The organism is Geothrix mesophila, from assembly GCF_022808835.1.
Lineage (GTDB): Bacteria > Acidobacteriota > Holophagae > Holophagales > Holophagaceae > Geothrix > Geothrix paludis.
In genome coordinates this window covers 64,087-85,959 of record NZ_JAKZLD010000003.1, presented here as the reverse complement: position 1 = coordinate 85,959, position 21,873 = coordinate 64,087, and the positions used below count along the sequence as shown (strand labels likewise).

Below are 21,873 nucleotides of genomic sequence, written 5' to 3'. Positions count from 1 at the left end.
ATTGTATTGCGATGGATATTAATTTTTGTTAATTCGGCCAGAAAGTTGGGAACCGATTCGACCGAATCGGCACTTCACTTTAGCTTCGAAGACATGCCTCTACTTGCGAGGTTATCGCAATGTCAAGAAGCTGGCTGGATGGGTGAGACGGTATTTTCTTCGGTCTGCCCGGAAGACCATGTGGTTCGGGTTGAGCCTGCAGGTTTGACCGGGTCTGCCAGACGTAGAACGGGCCCCCGAAGGGGCCCGTTCTCTCGCAGCGACGGCTGATCAGAACTGGTACTTCAGGCCCAACCGGATCCGGCGGGCGGTCTGGTAGGTCAGCACGTTCATGAAGTTGCCGTTGGGGGCATCCACCGAGGCCTCGTAGTCCTGATCGTAGGTGACCGGCTTGTGGACGTTCCACAGGTTGAACACATCGATGCGGGCGGAGATCTGGTGCTTGTTGGCCAGCTTCCAGACGTACTGGCCGCTCAGATCGAAGTTCAGGGTGTTGGGGGTGCGCCCCATGGATCCTCGTCCACCGGCGGCGAGCTCGCCGCTGTTGTCGTAGTCGATGAGGCCATAGAGCTTGTTCAGGGGCGTGCCCGTTTGGAACTTGACCAGGGTGGTGAGGGAGAAGCCGAAGTCCCACTGGTAGGTGAAGCCGCCGTTGGCCACGACGGTGCGGTCGTTGGGCAGGGGGCCAGACGCGAAGGCTTCGTCTCCCGTCAACCCGCGGGGGTGGTAATCGGGGTTGCCGGGGGTTTCGTACTTCTTCATGTACTCCAGGGAGAAATCGAAGAGCGAGGTGATGTTCGGATCGCTCTGGCCGTTGTCGTTGCGGAACAGGCCCTCATAGTTCCCCTCGAGCCGGGAGAGCCGGAGGTTGAAGAAGGCCATCCAGTTCTTGGCGTTCTTCGTCGCCTCGAATTCGAAGGCCCAGTAGTCGCGCTTGGGCTTGGGCCAGGAGGCGGTGGGGGTGATGCTGTTCCCCAGGGTGGGATCGATGGCCGCGGCCATGGAGGCGATCACGTCGGTGTTCTCGCCGGGGTTGCCGATGAAATAGGGCAGGTTGTTGCCGCCGTCGATGCCCAGGTCCTCGAGGACGCGGCCCACGGAGCGGTAGATGACCCGGTTGCTGAGGGTGAGCCCATCGGAGGGGCGCATGTCCCAGCCGAGGACATACTCGTTCGTGTAGGGAAGTTTGGTATTGGGAAGCACGGGCGTCAGGAACCCCTGGCTCCCGATGAAGTGGGTGGAGTTGGTGCTGCCGGCGATGCCGTAGCCATTGACCGTGTCCGGACGGACGTCGCGGATGGACACGCCATTCTCGATGGGGTTGCTGAGGCCGTTGTAGCCGCTGCTGATGTTGTAGAAGTCGGACCGGCTCACACCGACCTCGGTGCTGAGGGAGCGGACCGCGAGATCCAGGGGGACCTTCTCGAAGTACTTGCCGTAGAAGGCGTAGATCTTGTTGCGGCCGTCGCCTTCCGGATCCCAGGTGATGGAGATGCGGGGAGCCATGGCGTCCTGGGCCTTGAACTTGTAGGTCTGCTGCAGGCCCTTCATGTCCTCCTGCTCCCAGCGGAACCCGGCCTTCACGAACAGGCGGTTGTTCCAGGAGTACTTCGCCTGGATGAAGTAGCCTTCCCACGGCGCGGAGGTGGGGATGAGGGGAGGCGAGGTGCGGGCGCGGGTGATGCGCCAGTAGGGGGCGATGTTGCTGAGGGGCGTGTGCCCGTTCGCATCGACGAGGGTGGGATCCAGCATGTAGTAGCGCTGGTTGACCAGGGCGCCGCTGGAGTAGGGCTGGCCGGTGGCGGTGGTGTGCGGATCCACGAAGCCCGGGGGGCCTTGATAGGTGTTGCCACCCTTATGGTCGATGTCCTCCTTGAAGTAGCCCACCTTCATTTCGACGGGGCCGAAGGTCTTGGTCAGCTTGAGGTCGTACTGGCGGTTACGGTCGTCGGTGCCGTCCACGAATCCGGGGCCGGGGGCATAGGCGAAGCCGGTGTAGACGTCCGTCACCCGGAAGGTGGCCTGCACCGCGGGATCCAGCTTCCGCCGGAACTTGTTGTTGGCCTGGGAGACCCGGGCCTCCACCAGGAAGTCATTGAAGAAGACGCCGTTGTATTTCAAGGTCCAGTTGCGGCCGCCGAATTCCACTTCCTCCCAGGAATAGGGGGCGTTGTAGATGGCGTTGGTGAGGTTGGGGCCGAAGGGCAGCTTGCCGGGATCGCCGAAGATGCTGAATTCCAGCGACTGGGTGGTGGTGATCATCCAGTTCAGTTTTCCGTAGTAGGTGTCCGTCTCGGTCTTCTGCTCGACCTGCCGGCCGTAGAAGGGCTGGTCGGGATCCACCTGGGTCCGCTTCACCTTGGTGCGGATGGGGTTGTAGCCGATGAAGTAGAAGAGGCGGTCCTTGATGATGGGACCGGAGACCGTGAAACCGATTTCATAGCGGTCCCTGCTGTCGAACGACGGGGTGATGCGGAGGGTCGGATCGATCCGGGGCGGGACCTTGTCCTTGGCCTGGAGGCTGTCGATGTCGAAATAGGCGAAGACCTGGGCATGCAAGGTGTTGTCGCCGGTCTTGGTGACGGCGTTGACCATGCCGCCGGTGGCGCCGCCGAACTCGGCATCCATGCCGAAGCTCTTGATCTGCACCTCGCTGATGAAGTCGGTGTTGATGCCGGTTCCGAGGGACCCGTAGACGATGGAATACGATCCGCTCGCCCCGTAGCCGGCGCCGGTGGTGTTGACGCCGTCGATGATGTACTGGTTCTCAAGGCCGGAAGAACCGCCGACGGAGGGATTGTTGGCGTCGATGCCGCTGCTCGAGACGCCGGGGGCCAGGTTCACGACCGAGGAGAAGGACCGGCCCAGGGGGAGGGCGGAGATGGTCTCGGCGGTGTAGGTCGAACCCGAAGTCTGGGTGGTGGTATCCAGGACCTGGGAGGCGGCGATCACCTCGACCACGGCGCCTGCCGCCTTGGTCATGGTGACCCGGACGGGTGTCAGGGTGTTGATGGAGGCGGTGGCGATGAGCTTCGTCGCCGTCTCGTAGCCGGCCGCCGTCACCGTGAGGTGGTACTGGCCGGGAATCAGGGCGGACGCCTTGAAGGTGCCATTGGCATCGGTCACGCGGACAACCTGGCCGCGGCCGCCATCAAGAATGACCTTCGCACCGGCGACCGGGGCCCCGTTCGGGGCGGTCACCGTCCCCGAGATGGCGCCCGTCGTGGCGTCCTGTGCGCACAGGATCACCCCGCCGAGGGCGAGGAGGGCCGTCAGACGGCCGAGGTGGGAAAAACGTCCATGCATACAGCCTCCATGGAAATCGGGGCCATGCATCGCAGGTCCCGAGGGTGAACACGGGTCCTCCGCCAGACGTCGTCGATCAAGGGCCCGCTCGGGCCCCCAGGCTTGACGTCTGGGACTTCATCGTGGAAAAGATCGATTCTGGTTGGGTCGCATTATAGCCGCTGGACCCAGGTCAATCGTCTTTTTTTATAAATTTCCGGGAACCCTTGCTGACAAGGGCGCACTTGCCCGCTTATTGAGACTCAGCAGCCGATGGTGTCCAGCAGCCAGGGGGTCTCCGCGGGCTGCGCCGCCGCGAGTTCCAGGGTGGCCAGGTAGGCCTCCGGCTTCATCGCGTGCCCCGTCTTGGCGTGGGCCGTGAAGACTAGGTCTCCCGGCTCAATCCGCTGTCCGACGCGCACATGGACCCGGATCCCCACGCCGAGATCCAGCACGTCCTTCTGATCCTTCCGTCCGGCGCCCAGCTCCATGGCGAGGAGGCCCAGGGCGCGGCCATCGATGGCGGACACGTACCCGGCCCGATCGGCCCGGATGTCCACGGTCTGGCCGGCCTGGGGCAGGCGGCTGAAGTCGTCCAGGGCCCGGGCGTCACCGCCGTTGAGGGCCACGAAGCGCCGCAGGGTCTCCAGGGCCGAGCCATCCTGGATGCTGGCCTCCACCAGCGCCTGGGCCTCGGGCAGCGTTCTGGCGGCGCCGCCCATGATCAGCATCTCCGCGGCGAGGCGGAAGCTCATCTGGGCCAGTTCGGAATCGCCATGCTCGCCGCGGAGGATCTCCACGGACTCCATGACCTCGAGGGCGTTGCCGATGGCCCAGCCCAGGGGTGCGTCCATGCGGGTGATGAGGGCGCGGATCTGCATGCCGTGGGCGGTGCCCACGTCCACCATGCTCTGGGCCAGCGTGCGGGCATCCTCCAGGGTCTTCATGAAGGCGGTCGGGCCGCACTTCACGTCCAGCACCAGGGCGTCGGCCCCGCCCGCCAGCTTCTTGGACATGATGCTGGCGGTGATGAGGGGGATGCTCTCGACGGTGGCGGTGGTGTCGCGCAGGGCGTAGAGCTTCTTGTCCGCGGGGGCGATGTTCCCCGTGGGCGCGGAGTTGGCGAAGCGGGTTTCCTTCAGGCTGCGGACGAACTCCGCGTCCGTGAGCTCCACTTTGAGGCCAGGGATGGCGGCGAACTTGTCCACGGTGCCCCCGGTGTGGCCCAGACCGCGCCCGCTGAACATGGGGCAGGGCACGCCGCAGGCGGCCACGATGGGACCGAGGATGAGGGTGGTCTTGTCGCCTACGCCGCCGGTGCTGTGCTTGTCCACCTTGGTGCCCGGCACGGCGGAGAGGTCCATGCGCTTGCCGGAGTCGCGCATGGCCAGGGTGAGGGCCAGGGTCTCCTCGGTGGTCATGCCGCGCCAGCAGATGGCCATCAGCAGGGAGGCGCTCTGCTCGTCGGGAACGCTGCCATCGGCCGCGCCCTTGACCCAGAAGGCGATCTGCTCGGGCGACAGGGCGCCGCCCAGCTTCTTGGTGTAGATCAGGTCGTACATCCGCATGGGATGACTCCTCGGCTGAAGGCCCTCAGATGCTCTGGACCAGGCTTTCGAAGGCCCCGGCATCGCCGCGGCCCTTGAAGCGGGCCTTGTATTCGGCCAGGTCCTTCATGGCCTGGGCGCGGTCACCGGCCAGGCGGTCAGCATCCATCTGGCTGGCCCAGAAGGCCTCGGCCCAGGGCTCGCCGGGGGTGGCCTTGGCCCTCAGGCCGTCCAGCTGGGCCCGCGCGGCATCGGCCTGCCCCAGGGCCAGGGCCCGCTGGGCGAGGCGGATCTTGCCCCAGGGGTCGCCAGCCTTGCTCGGGGCCTGTTCCTTCCCGTCCAGGGCCAGCCGCCAGGTGGACAGCAACCCGGCGGTGGCGGCCTTCCGCGACGAGGGCGCCTGGTTCACCAGGGCCTCCAGGCGGCCAAGTCGTTCCCGCATGCGCTTCTCGACCTCGGCGGGGGGAACGGGTGTCACGCCATCACCCTCGACCTCCATTTCCAGAGCCGAGAGGGCGGCCTCGTGCTTCTCCACGGCCTGGGTCTGATAGGCGCTCCAGCCGCCGTAGGCGAGTCCCGCCAGCACCAGGGCCCCGATGCCGATGAGGATGGGCTTCAGGAGCCCTCCATCCTCGTCCTCGCTCTTGCCCAGCTTGGTCTGGAAGTGGGCAAGGCTCTGCGCCGGCTTCTGGACCTGGATCTCTCGGTTCTTGGTGGGACGGGCCATGGAGGACCTCTCTGACGGAGCAGCACTCAAACCATTGAGGATGCACCAATCCCCTCGGTTCCGGCACTTGAAAATGCGCCGCTGCCTGATATGCTGGCTCTTCCCGCCTGGGTAGCTCAGTTGGTAGAGCAATGGATTGAAAATCCATGTGTCGGCGGTTCGATTCCGTCTCCAGGCACCAGTGAAACCCCCATGCCCACTAGGTTTGGGGGTTTTCGCGTGTGGGGGATGCTGTCTCAAAGAGCCTGATTTCCTGCCTCAATTCTAACATTTAGAGGCGTGATTCCCTACAAAATCCCTACATCGGGTCGGACCCCAAACCCGCACCGGTGCTGACAAAAGGTAGCCCGGGTAGGGGTTCGCCGGAGCGTGGTCAGCGATGCCGGGAGGACCGGGGTGGTCCACCTAGATTCCGCTTTCCGTCACCTGGGGACCCCCGGGAGGGGTTTTCCTAGCTGGTCTGACTACATCTGCCAGAGGTACCGGGTGGTCGAACTACGAACCGGGGTCCGCTCCAGAGACGGGTTCGGGCTTTACCAGGAGGGGTGTAAAGGGAGCAAGACCAGGACCGTATGGGGATCGTGTTACTGGAAGGCAGCCGCCGCTCGTTTCCGATTGAACTCATCCGGGGATGCCAGCGAATGAGCGAGCAGCCGCCTCTTTATGGGTTCAGGCAGCAAGGCTAGTTCCTTCGGATGCCGACGCAGGAACCGTGGACCTGACAGCAGCCGTGCAAGCCCCTCAAGTTCTGTGGTGTTGAGGGACGCATCACTCCCAACGCTGATCAGATCAGCAACAGGGAACTCGACAAGCCTCTCTTCGACTTCACTCTCGTAGGCGGGGAACCCGGACCAGGGTCCCGCCCCGGAACCATACCAGCGAAGTAGAACGCGGATTCGATCCTCAGGCTTCGGATAGGTGTCCTGGAGCGCCTTCCCCACTCGCTCTTCATATTTCTCGTATTCCTCGGCTCCGACACCGCTTCCGAGAGCATCCCAGAGCGGTCGAACACAGGAGGGCATGGCGTCCATCCACCGCTTCCAGTCCGCCTGTGATTTCTTTTGGAGCAGTTCTTCTTCTTGGTATTCCTGGCGTGCCTTGGTCATCCCTCGGTCATCGAACCAGCGCAACCATGCCTCAGGGTTCTTGACGGGCGCATCGCTCTTCCACAACGAACACCGCATCAGCACTCCATGGTGGTTCGAGAACTCCACCACCAGCCTCCCCTTACGGTAAAGGCGGATGACGGGTGAGCCGAGGCAGCCGCAATACTCGTATGGGGCACCTTCCACTACCTGCGCCGCCGCCATCAACGCATTGAGGTCCGTGCGGTCTGTCGAAGAGAACAGCACCTTCGCATTCGGGACCGGCAGTTCAAGCACGATGATCTGGTCCGCCATCGCCATCATTGCGTCGAGTTCCGCCTGCTTGACGGGACGGGTGGATGACTCGCCTGCTACGACGAGAAGGGCGCTGCAAAGGAAGCTGCAAGCACAGAGCAGGGCGTTCTTCATGACCATGGCGTTTCCAGAGACGGGTTCGGGCTTCACCAGGAAGGGTAGTTAGCGTGTGGGATGATTGTCCGTCACGGAGTAGACCAGGGACACCCATCCTCTCCAGTCCGTGGTGGGGATCAAGCAGCCGCCGAGATTACGGAAGAGTCCAGCAAGCTCATCCTCCTTCCAGGCGTCCTCTGCCAGCAGCCGCAGTTCTTCCCGCAGTCCCAGTCCCACCGACTCTGACTCCATGGAGAAGAAGAGGCGCACCGTGCCCAACTCATCCTCAGCATCCAGGTTCCAGTCCTGGTGGAAGTAGGCACCCATCAGGAGGGCGAGGTTCGGGAAGCAGGCAGCAGCATGGCGGCTCTGGTGGTCGTGCCGGGCTTCCCTGAGGGACAGCCGATTTGCCCCGCCCCTGGCATCAGGGTCCGCAGCCTGCACCGGATCGTCTTCCCAGGCGCACTCGGGGCAGATGGCGAAGGTGCCGGGCGGCTGCTCATCAAGCGCAGGTTGCCCACAGCAGGGGCAGGGATGCTTCTCGACCAGGGACATGGAACCCAGTCTAAGCCCCGGCACGGGACGGTCGTGGGACATGGTTCCTGAAGGAAAGTTCCACAACGATGTTCCGGGTCCCCGTGGACTCAAAACAGGAGTTTTAACTCCTAATTGCCTGGGAGTGCGAGGTGGTTCCCTGGGTGCTTAGGTGCCCATTTGGGCGCTTCTGACACAGGTAAAAGAGCTTGTGTTGTATGGCGAAGTCCTCGATTTGGGTTGGACACACCCTGCCGTGGACGAGAGCAGCCGAGGTGTGTCCAGGGGTGCAGAGACGGGTTCGGAACGAGTGGTGGTAATTCGTAATGTCAGAGGGCGTGTCGCTCCTGACGAGTCCATCCACCACCTGTCAGGAGAACCCATGACAACCGAACCGAACCGCCGCGCCCCAAACCGGGGCACCTGTCGTCCCCGCCGCACGAACCCCTACCAGGGCGTTCCCATGCCCGTCCCGCTGGATGGGTGGAACCTTCGTGCCGCTGACATCTTCCGTGCCGCGCCCCTGGCGTCTCTCCTGTCCAGGAACGCCCGGTGGTTGCAGGCGCGTCCCCGCACTTCGGAAGTCATCGAAGCGACTCTCTTCCCCGAATACACCCTGGGCGGCATGGACCATGACGAGGTTCGTGCCCAGTTGAACTGCGCCCTCTTCGATGCGGGGTATGAACCCGACGACGAGGCGTCCAGCAACCCCACCTGGTTCTGGACCGAAGGCAACTGACCGCTGGGGCGGGGTGCTTCCGTGCCTGTTCCTCGTGAGGGGTCCGGGTGCGCCCCGCCTCCCTGGATGGAGACTGTGTATGACCGCTGGATACGATTCCCACTACCGACGCTATGACCGCATCTACCATGCCTTCCTGAAGGGCGGCGTGCCCCTGGCGGGGTTGCTGGAGGGCACCAAGCAGATCTTCCACAACAGCGCCCCGGAGAGCCTCTTGCTTGATCTCCGCTATCTGGAAGCCGCCATGGACGCCGGGGCGAATGTGGGCGCCATCACGCATCAGAAGGACCTGCCTGGCATCAACCCGCTGGGGTTCTGGGACCTGGATATTGATGGTCCCGACCATGGACTGGATCTGTCCCCGTTCACCTTCCGGGTGCGGCGGCAGGGTGAGACGATCCGCGCCCACTACTGGGCACGCCTGCCCGACCCCACGGTGCCCCTGGAAACCTCCTACAAGGGCAAGGACTACGACCTCTGCACCTGGAACACGGTCATGCCGGGTTCGGTCCATGGCAGCGGCACCGTCTACGAACTCGAATACCTGGAGGGTGGGGAGTGGGTGCCCTGGGATGGAGAGGCGTTCACCTTGGACATGCTCCCGGTGGTAGACCCGGAAGCGTATCGGGCACAGGAGAACCTGCGGGTGCCCACGACTCCCGGCAAGGTCCAACCCCTCCGAACGAAGCCCAAGAAGGCGAAGAAGCTGGTGGTGTGGGTTGCCGCCACGGGCAGCGAGACGACCCGCATCAAGATGGCGAGGAACTACCTCCGCTACTACGCCTGGAAGTCCGTGTCGGGGAAGAACGGGCACGACACCCTCATGGTCGCTGTGACGAACCTGCGCCTCTTCCATCGCCTGGAGCGGACCCTGGCGCTGAAGATGATCCAGGAACACTTCAACCCGCGCTGCGTGGACCAGCAGGGGAACCCGTGTCCCTGGTCGGATGCGGAGATCGCCCACAAATGGGAGCAGGCGGGGAAGCCCGGTGCCTACCCCACCCTGGGCGTGAAGCACCCCAGGGCACGGGCGAAGGAAGCGCGGATCATGCTAGAGGGTGAGGTGGCGGAGTTCCTCGGGCAGTTCACCCAGGAGGGCGGCAGGGCAAACCCTACGGACTTGCGCCTCGCCTTCATCGCCCAGCGCGGCGGGGAGGTCGTGGACGAAACGCGCTTTGGTCGTGCCGTGTCCCAGGTGACGGGCATCCGCACCACCACGCCTAACGGCAAGCGGGTCTACCAGGGCTTCTCGCTCACAGAGGCAATCCTACGCTTTATGAGAAAGACTGTTGAGGCAGCTTAGCCAAGGAAAGATAAGTTCCTATTCATCAACCATTTTTTATGATGCGGTTGTTGCTTGCGAGTATGTTACATCGACGAGTAAATTGATTACAGTTGGTAGGTTAATTGTCTTGGTAATCGAATAGCATCCCCATGGGCGATCGCTTTAAAATGTTTGATTGTTGGGCAAAGTCCAAGATGGTTGATGGAATTTCCAGAAGTTTTGGTCCTGGCAGAAGGGCGGCTGCGATTAACGGAGCCAGTGCCCAAATCGGTTGTCCAGTTGCTGCGGCGGCAACCGCTACTGTTCCATTAACTAGCCAAGAGGAAATTCCATCCTTTGCGAATTTCCATTTTGCTTGGCTTAATTCATCAATAGCCCTTTGATGCTTAGCCATCGCATCATGAAAATTATCGAACACTTGATCTGTTGAAGCTTTAAAATTTAATGGATCTATCTCAATAATGCCCGTGATACCACGACTAAGCATTTGACGAATTTCTTCGGTAGCTCCACTTCTTCTTAATTCAATCAATGCCTCTGGCGGAATCTTGCCTATCCATCGTGTCTCAAATTCGGACATTGATTGGAGCGCTCTATAAATATGCAAATCAACTGTCCCAAGAGATTTGCTTGCTTGTTCTGAGTCGTATTCTAGTTTCCAGTTAAAATATTTCCAAGAAGTTGGTGCATCAATAATTGGCACACCGTTTAATTGTGTTGATTTAAAAATGAGCTCGTTGCTTACAGCCATTCTACCCATTGAAAGAGAGGCAACCAACAAGCCGGGTGAAAGTTTTTTCATGATTTCAATATTATCAAGCATGGATTTATTGATTTGTTCCGAGAGAGATCCCTTAAAGTCGACATCAAATAGAACTCGCTCCCTGTCTACAATTCGAGCCTCGACTTGCTCGACGGTTTTTAGCTCATCTGCAAATTCCATCATTTCTTGGAAGGATGTAAATGATCTTCCAAAAATTTTACTCCCGTGAATGATTGCATCATTTTCCCCAAGTTTGGTGAAGAATTCCTTTTCTCGATTGTCAAATGAAGCTCGATCAGGATAAATGGCAAGTATGGGTGGGTATATTGGTTCAAGGGCTAAATTTTTGTATTTCAACACATTTAATGCATGTTTGATGCAGTAATAAGTCCGTTGTTTTGGTGTCCAATGATTAAACATCGTTAAAGATCTAATAAAAGGGCAAGGCAATATTAATGTGTCAATGTAGATACTGCATTTTGAGGCAATATTCTCACTATTGCTTGGAAACAGATCTCCACCAAAAACGCCTTTTGTATATTTTGTTATATTTTGGAGGTGGTAGAGGGTGACTTCCTCCATGCTTGACCAAAATTCTTTTAATAATTCTAAAAATTCCGGAAGAATTTTGTCTAAACTGGCAACCCTTTCTTCACTTTGTGCGTAAAATGTCGCTATGTCATGAGGAGTTACACCCTTTTCCACCATGATTTTATAAAATTCACCAAAATTCACATCTAGAACATGAAAATAAGAACCTTGAATATCTAATAATGGAATTCTTCGTGTCATTTCATCTCGATCATGTAAATGCTCCACAGCCAGAGCTGCTGCACGAACTGAGGAATCAACCGTACTCAGATCAATAGATCCATCGGCGGCATACTTAACCTTTTTCAGGCTATCTATAAGGTTTAGTCCCTCTTGCACTTTGAATTTTCCAGCCTCGATTTGCTTTTTTAATATTTCAAGCCTTCTTCTTAATCTTGTTTCATACAGTTCCTGCTCATCTCTTGATTCATGCATGTTCATGTCCTTGTGAGAATAGACCTCGAAACTCCTCGGTTGGAATATCAGCCATCGTCACAGCTTGAGGCAGGCGATTCAACATACGGGCAACGATCACATGGGTTCCCTCGAATCGAGAGTGTGTGAAATGTTGAAGAACTCCGGTTTACGCCACTCCACAGCGCCTACCGGGGCAATGTCATCACGCTATGCCGTTGCCAAGGAACCACTCCAGAAGCCCCGTAAGGCGATCCCGGGACTCAGGCGGGGCATCCCCACTACCTGGGTCATGGAAGGCGTGAGAAGCCCCTACACCGCAGCGGCGGGAGAGTTTGGTGACGGGGTGAGCCCGAGGAGGCGTCCCAACCCTTCCTGGGCATCACGCCGGGCATCGAGGGTCTGCTCGATGTATCCCCACAGGGTCTTGTAGTCCTTGTGCCCCATCATCGTCTGAAGCTCAGGGAGTGGCGTCCCGGCGGCGGCGTGAAGACTGGCGAAGGATGCCCTCAGGCGATGGGGCGTCAGGTGAGGGAGTTGAAGCTGCTTGGTGACTGCCATGAGGGGCTTCCTCAGGAACCCGGGGCAGTGCTGCTTGCCGTTTCGGGCAGGGAAGACCAAGCCGCTGAGGGTGCCCTTGGGCAGGGTGGACAGGGCTTCCCACACCCAGGAGGGGATGGGCAGCACCCGCGCCTCCTTGCCTTTCGCGCGTCCCACGGTGTAGGTCCGCTGCTCCAGGTCCAACCAGTCCCAGCGCATCCCGGCGACCTCGCTGGAGCGCAGTCCCAACCCCAGCATGACGCGGACCATCACCCGCACCTGGGGGTTCTTCGTGGCGTGGTCGAAGGCGGCGAGGAAGTCCGACACACGACTGGCGGGGACGGTGGGGCGGGGCTTCCGCTGCACCCTCAGCAACTCCACCTTGAGGGCTTTTCGCAGTCGTCCGCGCTTCACGGCGAAGTTGAGGAGGGTCCGCAGGGAGATGAGGACATTGTTCGTGAAGACCGGGGACCGCCCCGCCACCAGGAGGTCGTTCCTCAAGCGGTCTACTGCGGCGGCATCGATGCGATCCACCGGGGTCTTCCCGAGGCGGGGTGCGATCCACACGCGCCAGTGCGCCGTGGCGGAGGTGATGTAGCGGGGACTCGCTGAAGGGGTCTTGGATGCCAGGAACTCCCGGTGGACTTCCTCCAGCAGCAGGGTTCGGCGGGTGTCCTTGAGGGCGAGCTTGCCTCGGGCGATGTCCAGGCGAAGCTGACTCAGGAACAGGGCGGCGGTCTTCAGGTCCGTGGTCTTGGTCGATCCCTGGTAGCGGACCGCATCGACCACGATGTCGTAGTGCCAGACGGACCCGCCCCGCTGGGTGAGTCCTGGGGTCTTGCTGCGTGCCATGGCGTCCTCCGAGATGGAGGCGCTTCGAGACAGCGGAGGGGCGATTCCCTACATTTCCCCTACATGGGGCGAAAGTGCTAGGTGCGGAATCTATGACCACAGTCGCAAGTGTTGCAACCGGATATCCTGGTCCTTCCCGCCTGGGTAGCTCAGTTGGTAGAGCAATGGATTGAAAATCCATGTGTCGGCGGTTCGATTCCGTCTCCAGGCACCAAAATCAAGGCCCCCGCATGGGGGCCTTGATTTTGGCGGAGACGGAATCGAAATCACAGGGCGGTTGGGCTGCGTCCTGACCGAGTCGGGCGCATGCGTCCGGCGAGGGAAGCGGCCCTAGCGCCCGTGCGGCCCGGGGGAGGCGCGCAGCGCCGGAGGAGGGGATTCCGTCTCCAGGCACCAAAACCAAGGCCCCCAACCGGGGGCCTTGGTTCGTGAACGCGCGAAAGGTTCCTATTCCGCCCCCGCCGGCCGGTAGTCGTCGGCCAGGGTGACGGGGACCTTCTGCTTGACCTCGTTCTGGATCTGGTCGCTGAGGGTCTGCATGTGCTGCTGGCGCCAGAGTTCGGGCAACTGGGACTTGACCGTCTCGAAGGGGGGGATGCCCTGCGCGCGGCCCTGGGCCTTGAGGGCCTCGACGCGTTCCTTGTAGAAGGCCTGGAGCTGCTCATCGGTGGGGTTCATGCCCGCCATGCGCTTCTTCATCAGGGCCTGGAAGTAGACGTTGGCCTGCTGCTGCTCCAGCTGACGCTTCACGGAGGGATCCTGGTCGAGTCCCGTCTGCGCCGCGTAGGTGGTGATGGCCCGCGACATGGCGATGCGCTGGGCGAGCTGGGCCCGGTCGTTGCGGGCGGCGGCGTCCGTCAGGAAGGCCTGGGCCTCCTTGGGATCCGGGGACAGGCTCTTCACGATGTCCTGGAACTCGGCTTCGGTGAGCTTGCTCCCGCCGATGTTGGCGATGACGCGGCTGGAATCCGGCTTGACGGCCTTGCCGCAGCCCAGGGCGAGGGCGAGGAAAAGGGCCGGCATCGCGATCAGGCCGGCTCGATGGGTCATCTTGGACATGGAACCCCCAACAAAGGCATCAAAGCATCCAGAATGACAGGTCCGGGAGGATCGCATGAGCCGAATTGATGACCTGAAGGGCCTAGATCTGGCGGTCTACAGCGCCACCTGGTGCCCGGATTGTCGTCGCCTGGAGACCTGGCTGACGGGTCAGGGTGTGGCCCACCGGAAGGTGGACATCGAGACCGTGCCAGGTGCGGCGGAAAAACTCGAGACGGAAACCGGGAAACGGGCCATCCCGTTCGTTCTGGTGAACGGGGAGCGCTGGGTCCGGGGCTATCACAAGGAATTGCCCCAGCGGCTGGACGGGGATCTGCTGGTGGCGGAGCTGCTGGCCGCTGGGAAGTAAGTCGCCCCGGACACGCGCCGTGATGCTCACCGGTGCGGGGGCCCCGCTCGGGACAGGCCGTGGGGCCTGTCCGCTCGCGACCCGCATCCGGTTCGCGGGTCCGGGGCTATCACAAGGAATTGCCCCAGCGGCTGGACGGGGATCTGCTGGTGGCGGAGCTGCTGGCGGCTGGGAAGTAGCGCCATGCCGCGGGCCTGCCTGAATCCATCCGGGCAAGGGCTGCTCTGTTCCCTGGCCTGGGGGGGGTGGTTCGTGGCACTCTAGGAGGTTCTCCGGGAGCCGCCAGTGGCCAGTATTTTCTCCAGCCAGTTCTGGTCCAACATCTTCAATTCGGACCTCGCCATCGACCTTGGCACGGCGTCGACCCTGATCCATACGAAGCAGGCGGGCCGCATCGTCATCTACGAACCCTCCATCGTGGCCGTGAACACGGTCACCCATGACGTGGAGGCCGTGGGCGACGAGGCCAAGCAGCTGCTGGGCCGCGCCCCCCAGGGCGTCCGGACCATCCGGCCCATGAAGGACGGCATGATCTTCGAGGTGGATGCCGCCGAGAAGATGCTGGCCCAGTTCATCTCCAAGGCCCGGCCCAACCGCGGCATCGCCCGCACCCGCATCGTGGTGAGCGTGCCGCCCCGGGCCCACCAGGTGGCCCGCCGGGCCGTGAAGCAGGTCTGCTACGACGCCAAGGCCGGCGAGGTCTTCATCGTGGACCAGACCATGGTGGCCGCCATCGGCGCGGGTCTGGCCATCAACGAGAAGCGCGGCTGCATGATCGTCGACATCGGCGGCGGCACCACGGACGTGGCCGTCATCAGCTACAACGGCAAGGTGTTCTCGGATTCCATCCTCATCGCCGGCGACGAGATGGACGAGGCGGTGATCAAGTACATCCGCGAGAAGTACAACGTGCTCATCTCCGAGGCCTCGGCCGAGGAGGTGAAGTGGACGCTGGGTTCGGCCTTCCCCTCCGAGCTGACCCGCACCATGGAGGTGAGCGGCCGGGATCAGTTCGAGGGCCTGCCCAAGACCCTGACGCTCAACGACGCGGAGATCCGTGAGGCGCTGGCCGAGCCCATCAACGCCATCATCGACCTGGTCCGCAAGGCGCTGAACGAGACCCCGCCCCAGCTGGCGGCGGACCTCATCGACCGCGGCATCTGCCTCACGGGCGGCGGCTCGCTGATCCAGGGCCTCGACGAGCGGCTGCGTAAGGAGACCCACCTGCCGGTCTTCCGCGCCGAGGATCCCCAGACCGCCGTGGTGCGGGGAACCGCGCTCCTGCTGGAGAACATCCCGCTCCTGCGCCGCATCCAGATCCTCGACTAGCTGGCGGGAGGTTCGACAGATGGCCCTCCGCGCAGCCAAGTGGGGATGGAGCCGCACGGGCTGGCAGCGCCTGCTCGTCCTCCTCCTGTGGCTGAGCCACGGAACCTGGGTCCTGCTGGGCCCGCATCCTAGTCGGCACTGGGCGCGCGCGGCCGATGTCCTCTCGAAGCCGGGCCAGGGCCTGGCGTCCCGGTGGGCGCAGTGGCGGGCGGCCCGGCGGGTGTCGGCCCGCAGCTTCGCGGAGACCCAGGCCGAGAACGAACGGCTGCGCGCCGAGTTGGCACAGCTGCGGACCCAGTCGGCGCAGGAGGCGCCCCGGCTGATGGAAGCGGACGAAGCCGTGCGGCTCCTGGGGCTGAAGCGGCAGGTTCCCCTGGATCTGAAGGGCGCGCGGGTGATCTTCAGCACGCGGCCCGCCGCCTTCGGGGGCCTCATTCTCGACCGGGGCCAGGACCTGGGCCTGGTGGCCGACCAGGGCGTGCTGGTGCCCGAGGGCATCGTGGGCCGGCTCTGGTCCGTGGGGCCCACCCAATCGAAGATCCTGCCGGCGGACGCGCCGAACGCCTCCGTGGCCGTCATGCTCATGCGCAGCCGCGCGACGGGCGTGCTCCAGGGCCTGGGGTCCGGGCGCGCCCTGATCCGCTACATCAGCAACCAGGAGGTGGTGCAGGTGGGCGAAGCCGTCCTCACGTCAGGTCTGGACCGCGTGTTTCCCCGGGGCCTCCTTGTGGGCTACGTGGCCGAGGTGGCGCCCGGCGACCTGGAGCTGAAGGTGCAGGTGAACTTGTCGGCGCCCCTGGACCGGATCTCCACCGTGTTGCTGCTGCCCGCCCAGCCGCCGCTGGAAGTGCAGTCGCCCTTCGTGGCGCCGGAACAGAAGCCGCAGCGCAAGCGGGGGACGCCATGAGGATCCCGGCTCCATCCGCCATGCGGCAGAACCTCCTGTGCGCGGTCGCCCTGGGCCTGGTGTTCCTCTGCGCTCCCTTCCCGCGGCTCCAGGCCGTGGTGCATGTCCTGCTGGTGCTGGCCCTGGCGCCCCGGGCGGGCTCTCCCCTGACGGGCGTGCTCTGGGCCGCGGCCGCCGGCTGGGCCTTCGAGGGGTCCCTGCGGCTCTATCCGCACCTGGGCGGGACGGCCTGGGCGGACATGACCCTGACCCTGGCGGCCGGCTGGATGGCGGGCCGCTGGCCGCTGGAGGGCCTGAAGGGCTGGCTGGCGCGGCTGGCGTGCCTGGTCGTCGCGCACACCCTGCTGGTCCACGCGGCCGTCCGCCTGGCCGCGGGCCCGCACGCCTGGGGCCCAGGGTGGTTCTGGGCCCTGCTCAGCCTGCCCCTCTGGGGCTGGGCGACCTGGCGCCTGCTGTACTCCGGGCCTTCTCCCCGGTTGGGCTGATGGACCCCCGGCAGCGTCCCCTCCTCCACCGCCGCCTCGGGGTGTTCAAGGGCCTGGCCTGGAGCCTGGTGGCCCTGCTGGTGCTGATCTACGCCTGGCTCCAGATCGTCCGGCATGGTGAGTTCAAGCAGCTGGCCATGCAGCAGGCCGTGAAGATCCGCCCCATCGCCGCGCCGCGGGGTCTTGTGCTGGACCGCAACGGCTACCGCCTCGTGGACAACCGCCGCGCGCTGCATCTCGTCATCCAGCGGGAGGATCTTCCCACCCGGCCGGAGGTGGTGCAGAGCCTGGCCCAGGCCCTGGAGCTGGATCCGGCGGGGCTGATGCGAAAGATCCAGAGCTACCGCCTGGCCGGGAAGGGCCGCCCCCTGGTGCTGAAGGAGAACCTGGACGATGCGGGCATCGCCCAGGCGGAGCGGGTCCGGGCCCGCTTCCCCTTCCTCAGCGTGGACGTGGCGCCGCGGCGCGTGTATCTCGGCGACGAGCTGGCGGGTCACGTGCTGGGCTATGTGGGCGAGGTGGACGAGCCGATGATGAAGGCCAATCCCGACGTCTTCCGGCTGGGCGAGACCATCGGCAAGGAGGGCTTCGAGGCCAGCGGCAATGACAAGCTCAAGGGAGTGGACGGCCAGCGGCGCATCCTCGTGGACCAGCTCGGCACGGAAGTCGCCCACTTCGGCCAGACCGACGCCGTCGCGGGCCGCAGCCTCTACCTCACCCTGGACGCGGGCCTCCAGAAGGTCATGCAGGACGCCTACGGCGAGGAGGCCGGTGCGGCCGTGGTGCTCGACCTCCGCGACGGCGGCATCCTGGCCATGTACTCCAGCCCCTCGTACGATCCGAACCTCTTCCTCAACCGCCTCAGCCAGGAAATGGTGGACCGCTACCTGAACAACCCCGCGCGCCCCATGATCAACCGGGCCATCCAGGGCATCTACGCGCCGGGCTCCACCTTCAAGCTGCTGGTGGCCCTGGCGGGCCTGGAGAAGGGCGTCATCACCCCCCAGACCGTCATCTACTGCGCCGGGAAGAAGAACTTCTACGGCCGCGACTTCCGCTGCGACAAGCCCACGGGCCACGGGGGCCTGAACCTGGTGCAGGCCATCGCCCAGAGCTGCGACGTCTACTTCTACGAGGTGGCCTCCCGGCTGGACGTGGACGACATCTACGCCACGGCTGAGAAGTACGGCCTGACCGAGCGCACGGGCATCGACCTGCCCCGGGAGAAGCGCACCCGCATCCCGAGCCGCGCCTGGAAGCGCAAGGCCGTGCCCAAGGATCCCAAGTGGTATGCCGGCGAGACCATCAGCGTGGGCATCGGCCAGGGGGCCGTGGGCGTCACGCCCATCGGCCTGGCGAGGTTCTACGCCACGCTGGCCACGCGGGGGAAGGTGCTCACGCCCCACCTGTTCTACGGCTTCCGCAGCGACCAGACCAACACCCTGGAGCCCGCGTCGGTCGCGCCGCCCAAGGACACACCACTGGACCCCCGCAACTGGACGGTCCTGGATGAGGGCCTGTACGAAGTGGTCCAGAGCGGAACGGCCGCGGCCAACCCCTTCATCCGGGAGATGGCGCGGGAAGCCCCCTTCGTGGGCAAGACCGGCACGGCCCAGGTGGCCACCTTCGTGGACAAGAGCCACTACGCCCGCCAGGCCAAGCACCTGAAGGACCACGCCCTCTTCGCGGGCTACGCGCCCCACGACAAGCCGCAGATCGCCTTCGCCGTGGTGGTGGAGAACGCGGGCTTCGGCTCCACCGCCGCCGCGCCCATCGCGGCGAAGCTCGTGAAGTACTGGTTCGTGGATCGCGTGAAGAACCCCATTCCGCCGCCCAGGGGCCGCATGGTGGATCCCTTCGCGCCTCCCGCGGAGGCGGCGGAATGAAGGATCGCGTCCGAGCCCTGGATTCCCGGCTGCTGTGGGTCATCCTCGCCCTCATGGCCCTGGGCACGCTGACCCTCTATTCCGCGGGCCGGAACACGCCCCAGGCCACCATCTGGCTCAAGCAGACCCTCTGGAACCTCATGGGGCTGGCGCTGATGCTCCTGCTCGCGAACACGAACCCGCGCCGCGTCCTCCGCTACAGCTTCCCCGCCTACCTGCTGGGCCTGGCGGCCCTGATGGCGGTGCTGGTGGTGGGCAAGAAGATCGGCGGCGCCACCCGCTGGTTCGTGGTGGCCGGCCAGACCTTCCAGCCCTCGGAGCTCATGAAGTGGGTGACGCTGCTCTACGTGTCCCAGCGCCTGGGCTCGCGACCCGCGGACAGCATCGGCCGCCTGGAGCTGCTGGGGGCCGTGGGCCTCGTGGCGTTCCCCATGCTGCTCGTCCAGCGCCAGCCCGATCTCGGCATGGCTCTGAGTTTCCTGCCCATCCTGCTGATCATCCCCCTCATGAAAGGGCTGCGGATGCGCTGGGTGGTCGCGCTGGTCCTGCTGGTCACCGTCGGCGGCTTCGGCGCCTGGAAGTTCGCCCTCAAGCCCTACCAGAAGCAGCGGGTGATGATCTTCCTGGATCCCTCCAGCGACCTCCAGGGCAAGGGCTACCAGGTGAACCAGAGCCGCATCGCCATCGGCGCGGGCGGCCTCATCGGGAAGGGCTTCACCAGCGGATCCCAGACTCAGCTGAATTTCCTCCCCGTGAAGACCACGGACTTCGCCTTCAGCGTGTGGGCGGAGGAGCGGGGCTTCTTGGGCGTGCTGCTGGCCCTGGGCCTCTTCGGCCTCCTGCTCAGTCGCATCCTCGACGCCGCCAAGGCCGCCCATACCACCGCCGAGGCCTACTTCTGCGCCGGGGCGACGGGCATCTTCGCCCTGCACCTGCTGGTGAACGTGGGCATGGTGGCGGGGGCCCTGCCGAACAAGGGCATGGTGCTGCCCTTCTTCAGCGCCGGGGGCAGCAGCACCCTCAGCTTCTTCCTCGCCCTGGGGCTCATCATGGGCATCCTGTACCGGTCGAAGGTGAAGTGATGGATCTCCGGACCCGCATGAAGCAGCTGGCCGACCAGGTGCGGCAGCACCGCCACCGGTACTACGTGCTGGACCAGCCCACCGTCTCCGACGCGGAGTACGACACTCTGGAGCGGGAGCTGCGCGGTCTGGAGGCCGCCCACCCGGAGCTGGCCGATCCCAACAGCCCCACCCTGCGCGTGGGGGCGCCGCCCATCGACGCCTTCCAGAAGCGCCGCCACGCCGTGCCCATGCTGAGCCTCGACAATGCCTACTCCGAGGCCGAGCTGCGGGAGTGGGAGGTCAAGTGGCGCAAGCTTGCCCCGGAGGCCGAACCCCGCTACGCCGCGGAACTGAAGGTGGACGGTCTGTCGCTTTCCCTGCGCTACGAGCGCCGCGAGCTGGTGGAGGCCCTCACCCGCGGCGATGGCGAGACCGGCGAGCTGGTAACGGAGAACGCGCGGACCATCGCCGACATCCCCATGCGGCTGCCCGGGGACGCTCCAGACACGCTCACCGTGCGCGGCGAGGTGTTCCTGTCCCGCAAACGCTGGGAGGAGCTGAACCGCCAGCGGGACGCCCGGGGCGAGGCCCGCTTCGCCAACCCTCGCAACGCCGCCAGCGGCACCATGAAGCTGCTGGACAGCCGGGAGGTGGCCGCTCGCGGGCTGTCCTTCCTGCCCTGGCAGGCGCTCTGGGACGGCGGCCCGGCGGAAGATCACGCCCGGTCCATGGTCCACCTGGGCGCCTGGGGCTTCGGGGTCATGCCCGCCCATGCCACCGGGGACCTGGAGGCCATGCTGGCCTTCATCTCCACCCAGGCCGAGGCTCGCCTGAAGCTCCCGTTCGACACGGATGGGGTGGTGATCAAGGCGCTCGATGCCGACCTCCAGCAGCGGCTGGGCGCCACGGACCGCGTGCCGCGCTGGGCCATCGCCTTCAAGTACCCCGCCACGCAGGTGACCACCACGGTGCTGGGCATCACCTGGCAGGTGGGCCGCACGGGCAAGCTCACGCCGGTGGCGGAGCTGGAGGCCGTGGAGGTGGCGGGCTCCACCGTGCGCCGGGCCACGCTCCACAACGCCGACGAGCTGGCGCGCCTGGGCCTGCGCGTGGGCCACCGCGTGTTCATCGAGAAGGGCGGGGAGGTCATCCCCAAGGTGGTGGCCCTGGTGCCCGGCGAGGAAGACCGCGACCTGCCGGTGCCGGAGATCCCTCCCGTCTGTCCCGTGTGCGGCGGCGAGGTGGGCAAGGCCGACGATGCCGAGGTGGCCATCCGCTGCCTCAACCCCGAGTGCCCCGCCAAGCTGGTGGCGCGCATGCTCCACTTCGGCGGCCGCGCCGCCCTGGACATCGAGGGGCTGGGCGAGGCCCTGGTGGAACAGCTGGTAGCATCGGGCCGCTTCGAGCAGCCCTGGGAGATCTTTACCCTGCTGGGCGAGCCCCTGCTGGGTCTCGCGTACCTGTCGAACCTGGAGCGCATGGCGGAGAAATCCGCCCAGAACCTCATGGACGCCCTGGCGGCGGCCCGCACGAAGCCCCTGTCCCGGTGGCTCCACGCCCTGGGCATCCCGATGGTGGGCGCCCGCACCGCGGAGTTGCTGGCGGAAGCCTATCCATCGCTGGAGGCGCTGTGGACCGCCGAAGAGGCGCGCCTCCAGACCGTGGAGGAGGTGGGCCCCAAGGTGGCCGCCGCCCTGCGCGCCTTTGCGGCCCTGCATCCGGACCTGCCTGCGCGGCTGTCCGCCCTGGGCATCCATCCCGCCCCGCCGGAGGCCCGCGACCGGGGCGGGCTGCCGCTTGCGGGTGAGGTAGCCGTGGTCACCGGCACCCTGCCCACGCTCTCCCGGGAGGAGGCTGAGGCGCTGCTGAAGCGCCTGGGCGCGAAGGTCACGGGCAGCGTCAGCGCCAAGACCACGGTGTTGGTGGCCGGGGAGAAGGCCGGCTCCAAGCTGGCCAAGGCCGAGACCCTGGGTATTCCCGTGCGGGACGAGGGCTGGCTGCTGGGGCAGGGGGGCTGAAAA

General features: G+C 64.2%; 17 protein-coding genes and 2 tRNA genes. 11 read left to right on the top strand and 8 right to left on the bottom strand.

All coding sequences use genetic code 11. The features are described from left to right. Positions 1–270 precede the first annotated feature (270 nt). The 3 genes from MLG87_RS10385 to MLG87_RS10375 form a co-directional block, all read right to left on the bottom strand. Entirely contained in the window at positions 271–3,306 is a 3,036-nt protein-coding gene (locus tag MLG87_RS10385) for a TonB-dependent receptor (protein WP_243295108.1), read from the bottom strand. A 242-nt stretch (positions 3,307–3,548) separates the two neighbouring features. Further along, a complete protein-coding gene (locus tag MLG87_RS10380; protein ID WP_243295107.1) occupies positions 3,549–4,853 on the bottom strand; it encodes a thymidine phosphorylase in 1,305 nt (434 codons plus the stop codon). Between the two features lie 25 nt (positions 4,854–4,878). After that, a complete protein-coding gene (locus MLG87_RS10375; RefSeq protein ID WP_243295106.1) occupies positions 4,879–5,559 on the bottom strand; it encodes a YfgM family protein in 681 nt (226 codons plus the stop codon). 105 nt (positions 5,560–5,664) lie between these two features. Between MLG87_RS10375 and MLG87_RS10370 the strand changes: the two genes are divergently transcribed. After that, positions 5,665–5,740 (top strand) — tRNA-Phe (locus MLG87_RS10370). A gap of 403 nt (positions 5,741–6,143) precedes the next feature. Here MLG87_RS10370 and MLG87_RS10365 read toward each other — a convergent pair. After that, positions 6,144–7,079: a hypothetical protein gene (locus MLG87_RS10365; RefSeq protein ID WP_243295105.1), complete on the bottom strand. Its 936-nt coding sequence runs from the start codon at positions 7,077–7,079 to the stop codon at positions 6,144–6,146. A 42-nt stretch (positions 7,080–7,121) separates the two neighbouring features. Then, on the bottom strand, positions 7,122–7,652 hold the full coding sequence (locus MLG87_RS10360; protein ID WP_243295104.1) for a contact-dependent growth inhibition system immunity protein: 531 nt from the start codon (positions 7,650–7,652) through the stop codon (positions 7,122–7,124). 319 nt (positions 7,653–7,971) lie between these two features. Here MLG87_RS10360 and MLG87_RS10355 point away from each other — a divergent pair, with 319 nt between their 5' ends. Both MLG87_RS10355 and MLG87_RS10350 read left to right on the top strand, forming a co-directional pair. Further along, entirely contained in the window at positions 7,972–8,328 is a 357-nt protein-coding gene (locus MLG87_RS10355; protein ID WP_243295103.1) for a hypothetical protein, read from the top strand. Positions 8,329–8,407: 79 nt separating this feature from the next. After that, complete coding sequence (locus MLG87_RS10350) at positions 8,408–9,631, top strand: hypothetical protein (RefSeq protein WP_243295102.1); 1,224 nt, start codon at positions 8,408–8,410, stop codon at positions 9,629–9,631. 100 nt (positions 9,632–9,731) lie between these two features. Here the strand turns inward: MLG87_RS10350 and MLG87_RS10345 are convergent, their stop codons facing one another. After that, positions 9,732–11,402, bottom strand: coding sequence for a hypothetical protein (locus tag MLG87_RS10345; protein WP_243295101.1), 1,671 nt, complete (start codon positions 11,400–11,402; stop codon positions 9,732–9,734). A 291-nt stretch (positions 11,403–11,693) separates the two neighbouring features. Then, positions 11,694–12,773, bottom strand: coding sequence for a tyrosine-type recombinase/integrase (locus tag MLG87_RS10340; protein WP_243295100.1), 1,080 nt, complete (start codon positions 12,771–12,773; stop codon positions 11,694–11,696). Positions 12,774–12,911: 138 nt separating this feature from the next. Here MLG87_RS10340 and MLG87_RS10335 point away from each other — a divergent pair. Then, a tRNA-Phe gene (locus MLG87_RS10335) sits at positions 12,912–12,987 on the top strand. A gap of 233 nt (positions 12,988–13,220) precedes the next feature. Here the strand turns inward: MLG87_RS10335 and MLG87_RS10330 are convergent. Further along, positions 13,221–13,832, bottom strand: coding sequence for a hypothetical protein (locus tag MLG87_RS10330; protein WP_243295099.1), 612 nt, complete (start codon positions 13,830–13,832; stop codon positions 13,221–13,223). Between the two features lie 55 nt (positions 13,833–13,887). Between MLG87_RS10330 and MLG87_RS10325 the strand changes: the two genes are divergently transcribed. The 7 genes from MLG87_RS10325 (at position 13,888) to ligA (ending at position 21,870) form a co-directional block, all read left to right on the top strand. Beyond that, entirely contained in the window at positions 13,888–14,181 is a 294-nt protein-coding gene (locus MLG87_RS10325; RefSeq protein WP_243295098.1) for a glutaredoxin family protein, read from the top strand. Between the two features lie 285 nt (positions 14,182–14,466). Then, the gene (gene mreB, locus MLG87_RS10320) at positions 14,467–15,510 is read left to right on the top strand and encodes a rod shape-determining protein (RefSeq protein ID WP_338028450.1); all 1,044 of its coding nucleotides are present in this window, start codon (positions 14,467–14,469) and stop codon (positions 15,508–15,510) included. Positions 15,511–15,529: 19 nt separating this feature from the next. After that, complete coding sequence (gene mreC / locus MLG87_RS10315; protein WP_243295097.1) at positions 15,530–16,417, top strand: rod shape-determining protein MreC; 888 nt, start codon at positions 15,530–15,532, stop codon at positions 16,415–16,417. After that, on the top strand, positions 16,414–16,902 hold the full coding sequence (locus tag MLG87_RS10310; RefSeq protein WP_243295096.1) for a hypothetical protein: 489 nt from the start codon (positions 16,414–16,416) through the stop codon (positions 16,900–16,902). The genes mreC and MLG87_RS10310 overlap by 4 nt, the downstream gene beginning before the upstream one ends. Then, a complete protein-coding gene (mrdA, locus tag MLG87_RS10305; protein WP_243295095.1) occupies positions 16,902–18,788 on the top strand; it encodes a penicillin-binding protein 2 in 1,887 nt (628 codons plus the stop codon). Before MLG87_RS10310 ends, mrdA begins: the two co-directional genes overlap by 1 nt. Further along, positions 18,785–19,870: a rod shape-determining protein RodA gene (gene rodA / locus MLG87_RS10300; protein WP_243295094.1), complete on the top strand. Its 1,086-nt coding sequence runs from the start codon at positions 18,785–18,787 to the stop codon at positions 19,868–19,870. Before mrdA ends, rodA begins: the two co-directional genes overlap by 4 nt. Beyond that, complete coding sequence (gene ligA / locus MLG87_RS10295) at positions 19,870–21,870, top strand: NAD-dependent DNA ligase LigA (protein WP_243295093.1); 2,001 nt, start codon at positions 19,870–19,872, stop codon at positions 21,868–21,870. The genes rodA and ligA overlap by 1 nt, the downstream gene beginning before the upstream one ends. Positions 21,871–21,873 lie beyond the last annotated feature (3 nt).

Excerpts from the sequence above, each read along its gene's own strand:
- MLG87_RS10385 (WP_243295108.1), bottom strand. The coding sequence starts at position 3,306 with ATGCATGGACGTTTTTCCCACCTCGGCCGTCTGACGGCCCTCCTCGCC.
- MLG87_RS10380 (WP_243295107.1), bottom strand. The coding sequence starts at position 4,853 with ATGCGGATGTACGACCTGATCTACACCAAGAAGCTGGGCGGCGCCCTG.
- MLG87_RS10375 (WP_243295106.1), bottom strand. The coding sequence starts at position 5,559 with ATGGCCCGTCCCACCAAGAACCGAGAGATCCAGGTCCAGAAGCCGGCG.
- MLG87_RS10365 (WP_243295105.1), bottom strand. The coding sequence starts at position 7,079 with ATGGTCATGAAGAACGCCCTGCTCTGTGCTTGCAGCTTCCTTTGCAGC.
- MLG87_RS10360 (WP_243295104.1), bottom strand. The coding sequence starts at position 7,652 with ATGTCCCACGACCGTCCCGTGCCGGGGCTTAGACTGGGTTCCATGTCC.
- MLG87_RS10355 (WP_243295103.1), top strand. The coding sequence starts at position 7,972 with ATGACAACCGAACCGAACCGCCGCGCCCCAAACCGGGGCACCTGTCGT.
- MLG87_RS10350 (WP_243295102.1), top strand. The coding sequence starts at position 8,408 with ATGACCGCTGGATACGATTCCCACTACCGACGCTATGACCGCATCTAC.
- MLG87_RS10345 (WP_243295101.1), bottom strand. The coding sequence starts at position 11,402 with ATGCATGAATCAAGAGATGAGCAGGAACTGTATGAAACAAGATTAAGA.
- MLG87_RS10340 (WP_243295100.1), bottom strand. The coding sequence starts at position 12,773 with ATGGCACGCAGCAAGACCCCAGGACTCACCCAGCGGGGCGGGTCCGTC.
- MLG87_RS10330 (WP_243295099.1), bottom strand. The coding sequence starts at position 13,832 with ATGTCCAAGATGACCCATCGAGCCGGCCTGATCGCGATGCCGGCCCTT.
- MLG87_RS10325 (WP_243295098.1), top strand. The coding sequence starts at position 13,888 with ATGAGCCGAATTGATGACCTGAAGGGCCTAGATCTGGCGGTCTACAGC.
- mreC (WP_243295097.1), top strand. The coding sequence starts at position 15,530 with ATGGCCCTCCGCGCAGCCAAGTGGGGATGGAGCCGCACGGGCTGGCAG.
- MLG87_RS10310 (WP_243295096.1), top strand. The coding sequence starts at position 16,414 with ATGAGGATCCCGGCTCCATCCGCCATGCGGCAGAACCTCCTGTGCGCG.
- mrdA (WP_243295095.1), top strand. The coding sequence starts at position 16,902 with ATGGACCCCCGGCAGCGTCCCCTCCTCCACCGCCGCCTCGGGGTGTTC.
- rodA (WP_243295094.1), top strand. The coding sequence starts at position 18,785 with ATGAAGGATCGCGTCCGAGCCCTGGATTCCCGGCTGCTGTGGGTCATC.
- ligA (WP_243295093.1), top strand. The coding sequence starts at position 19,870 with ATGGATCTCCGGACCCGCATGAAGCAGCTGGCCGACCAGGTGCGGCAG.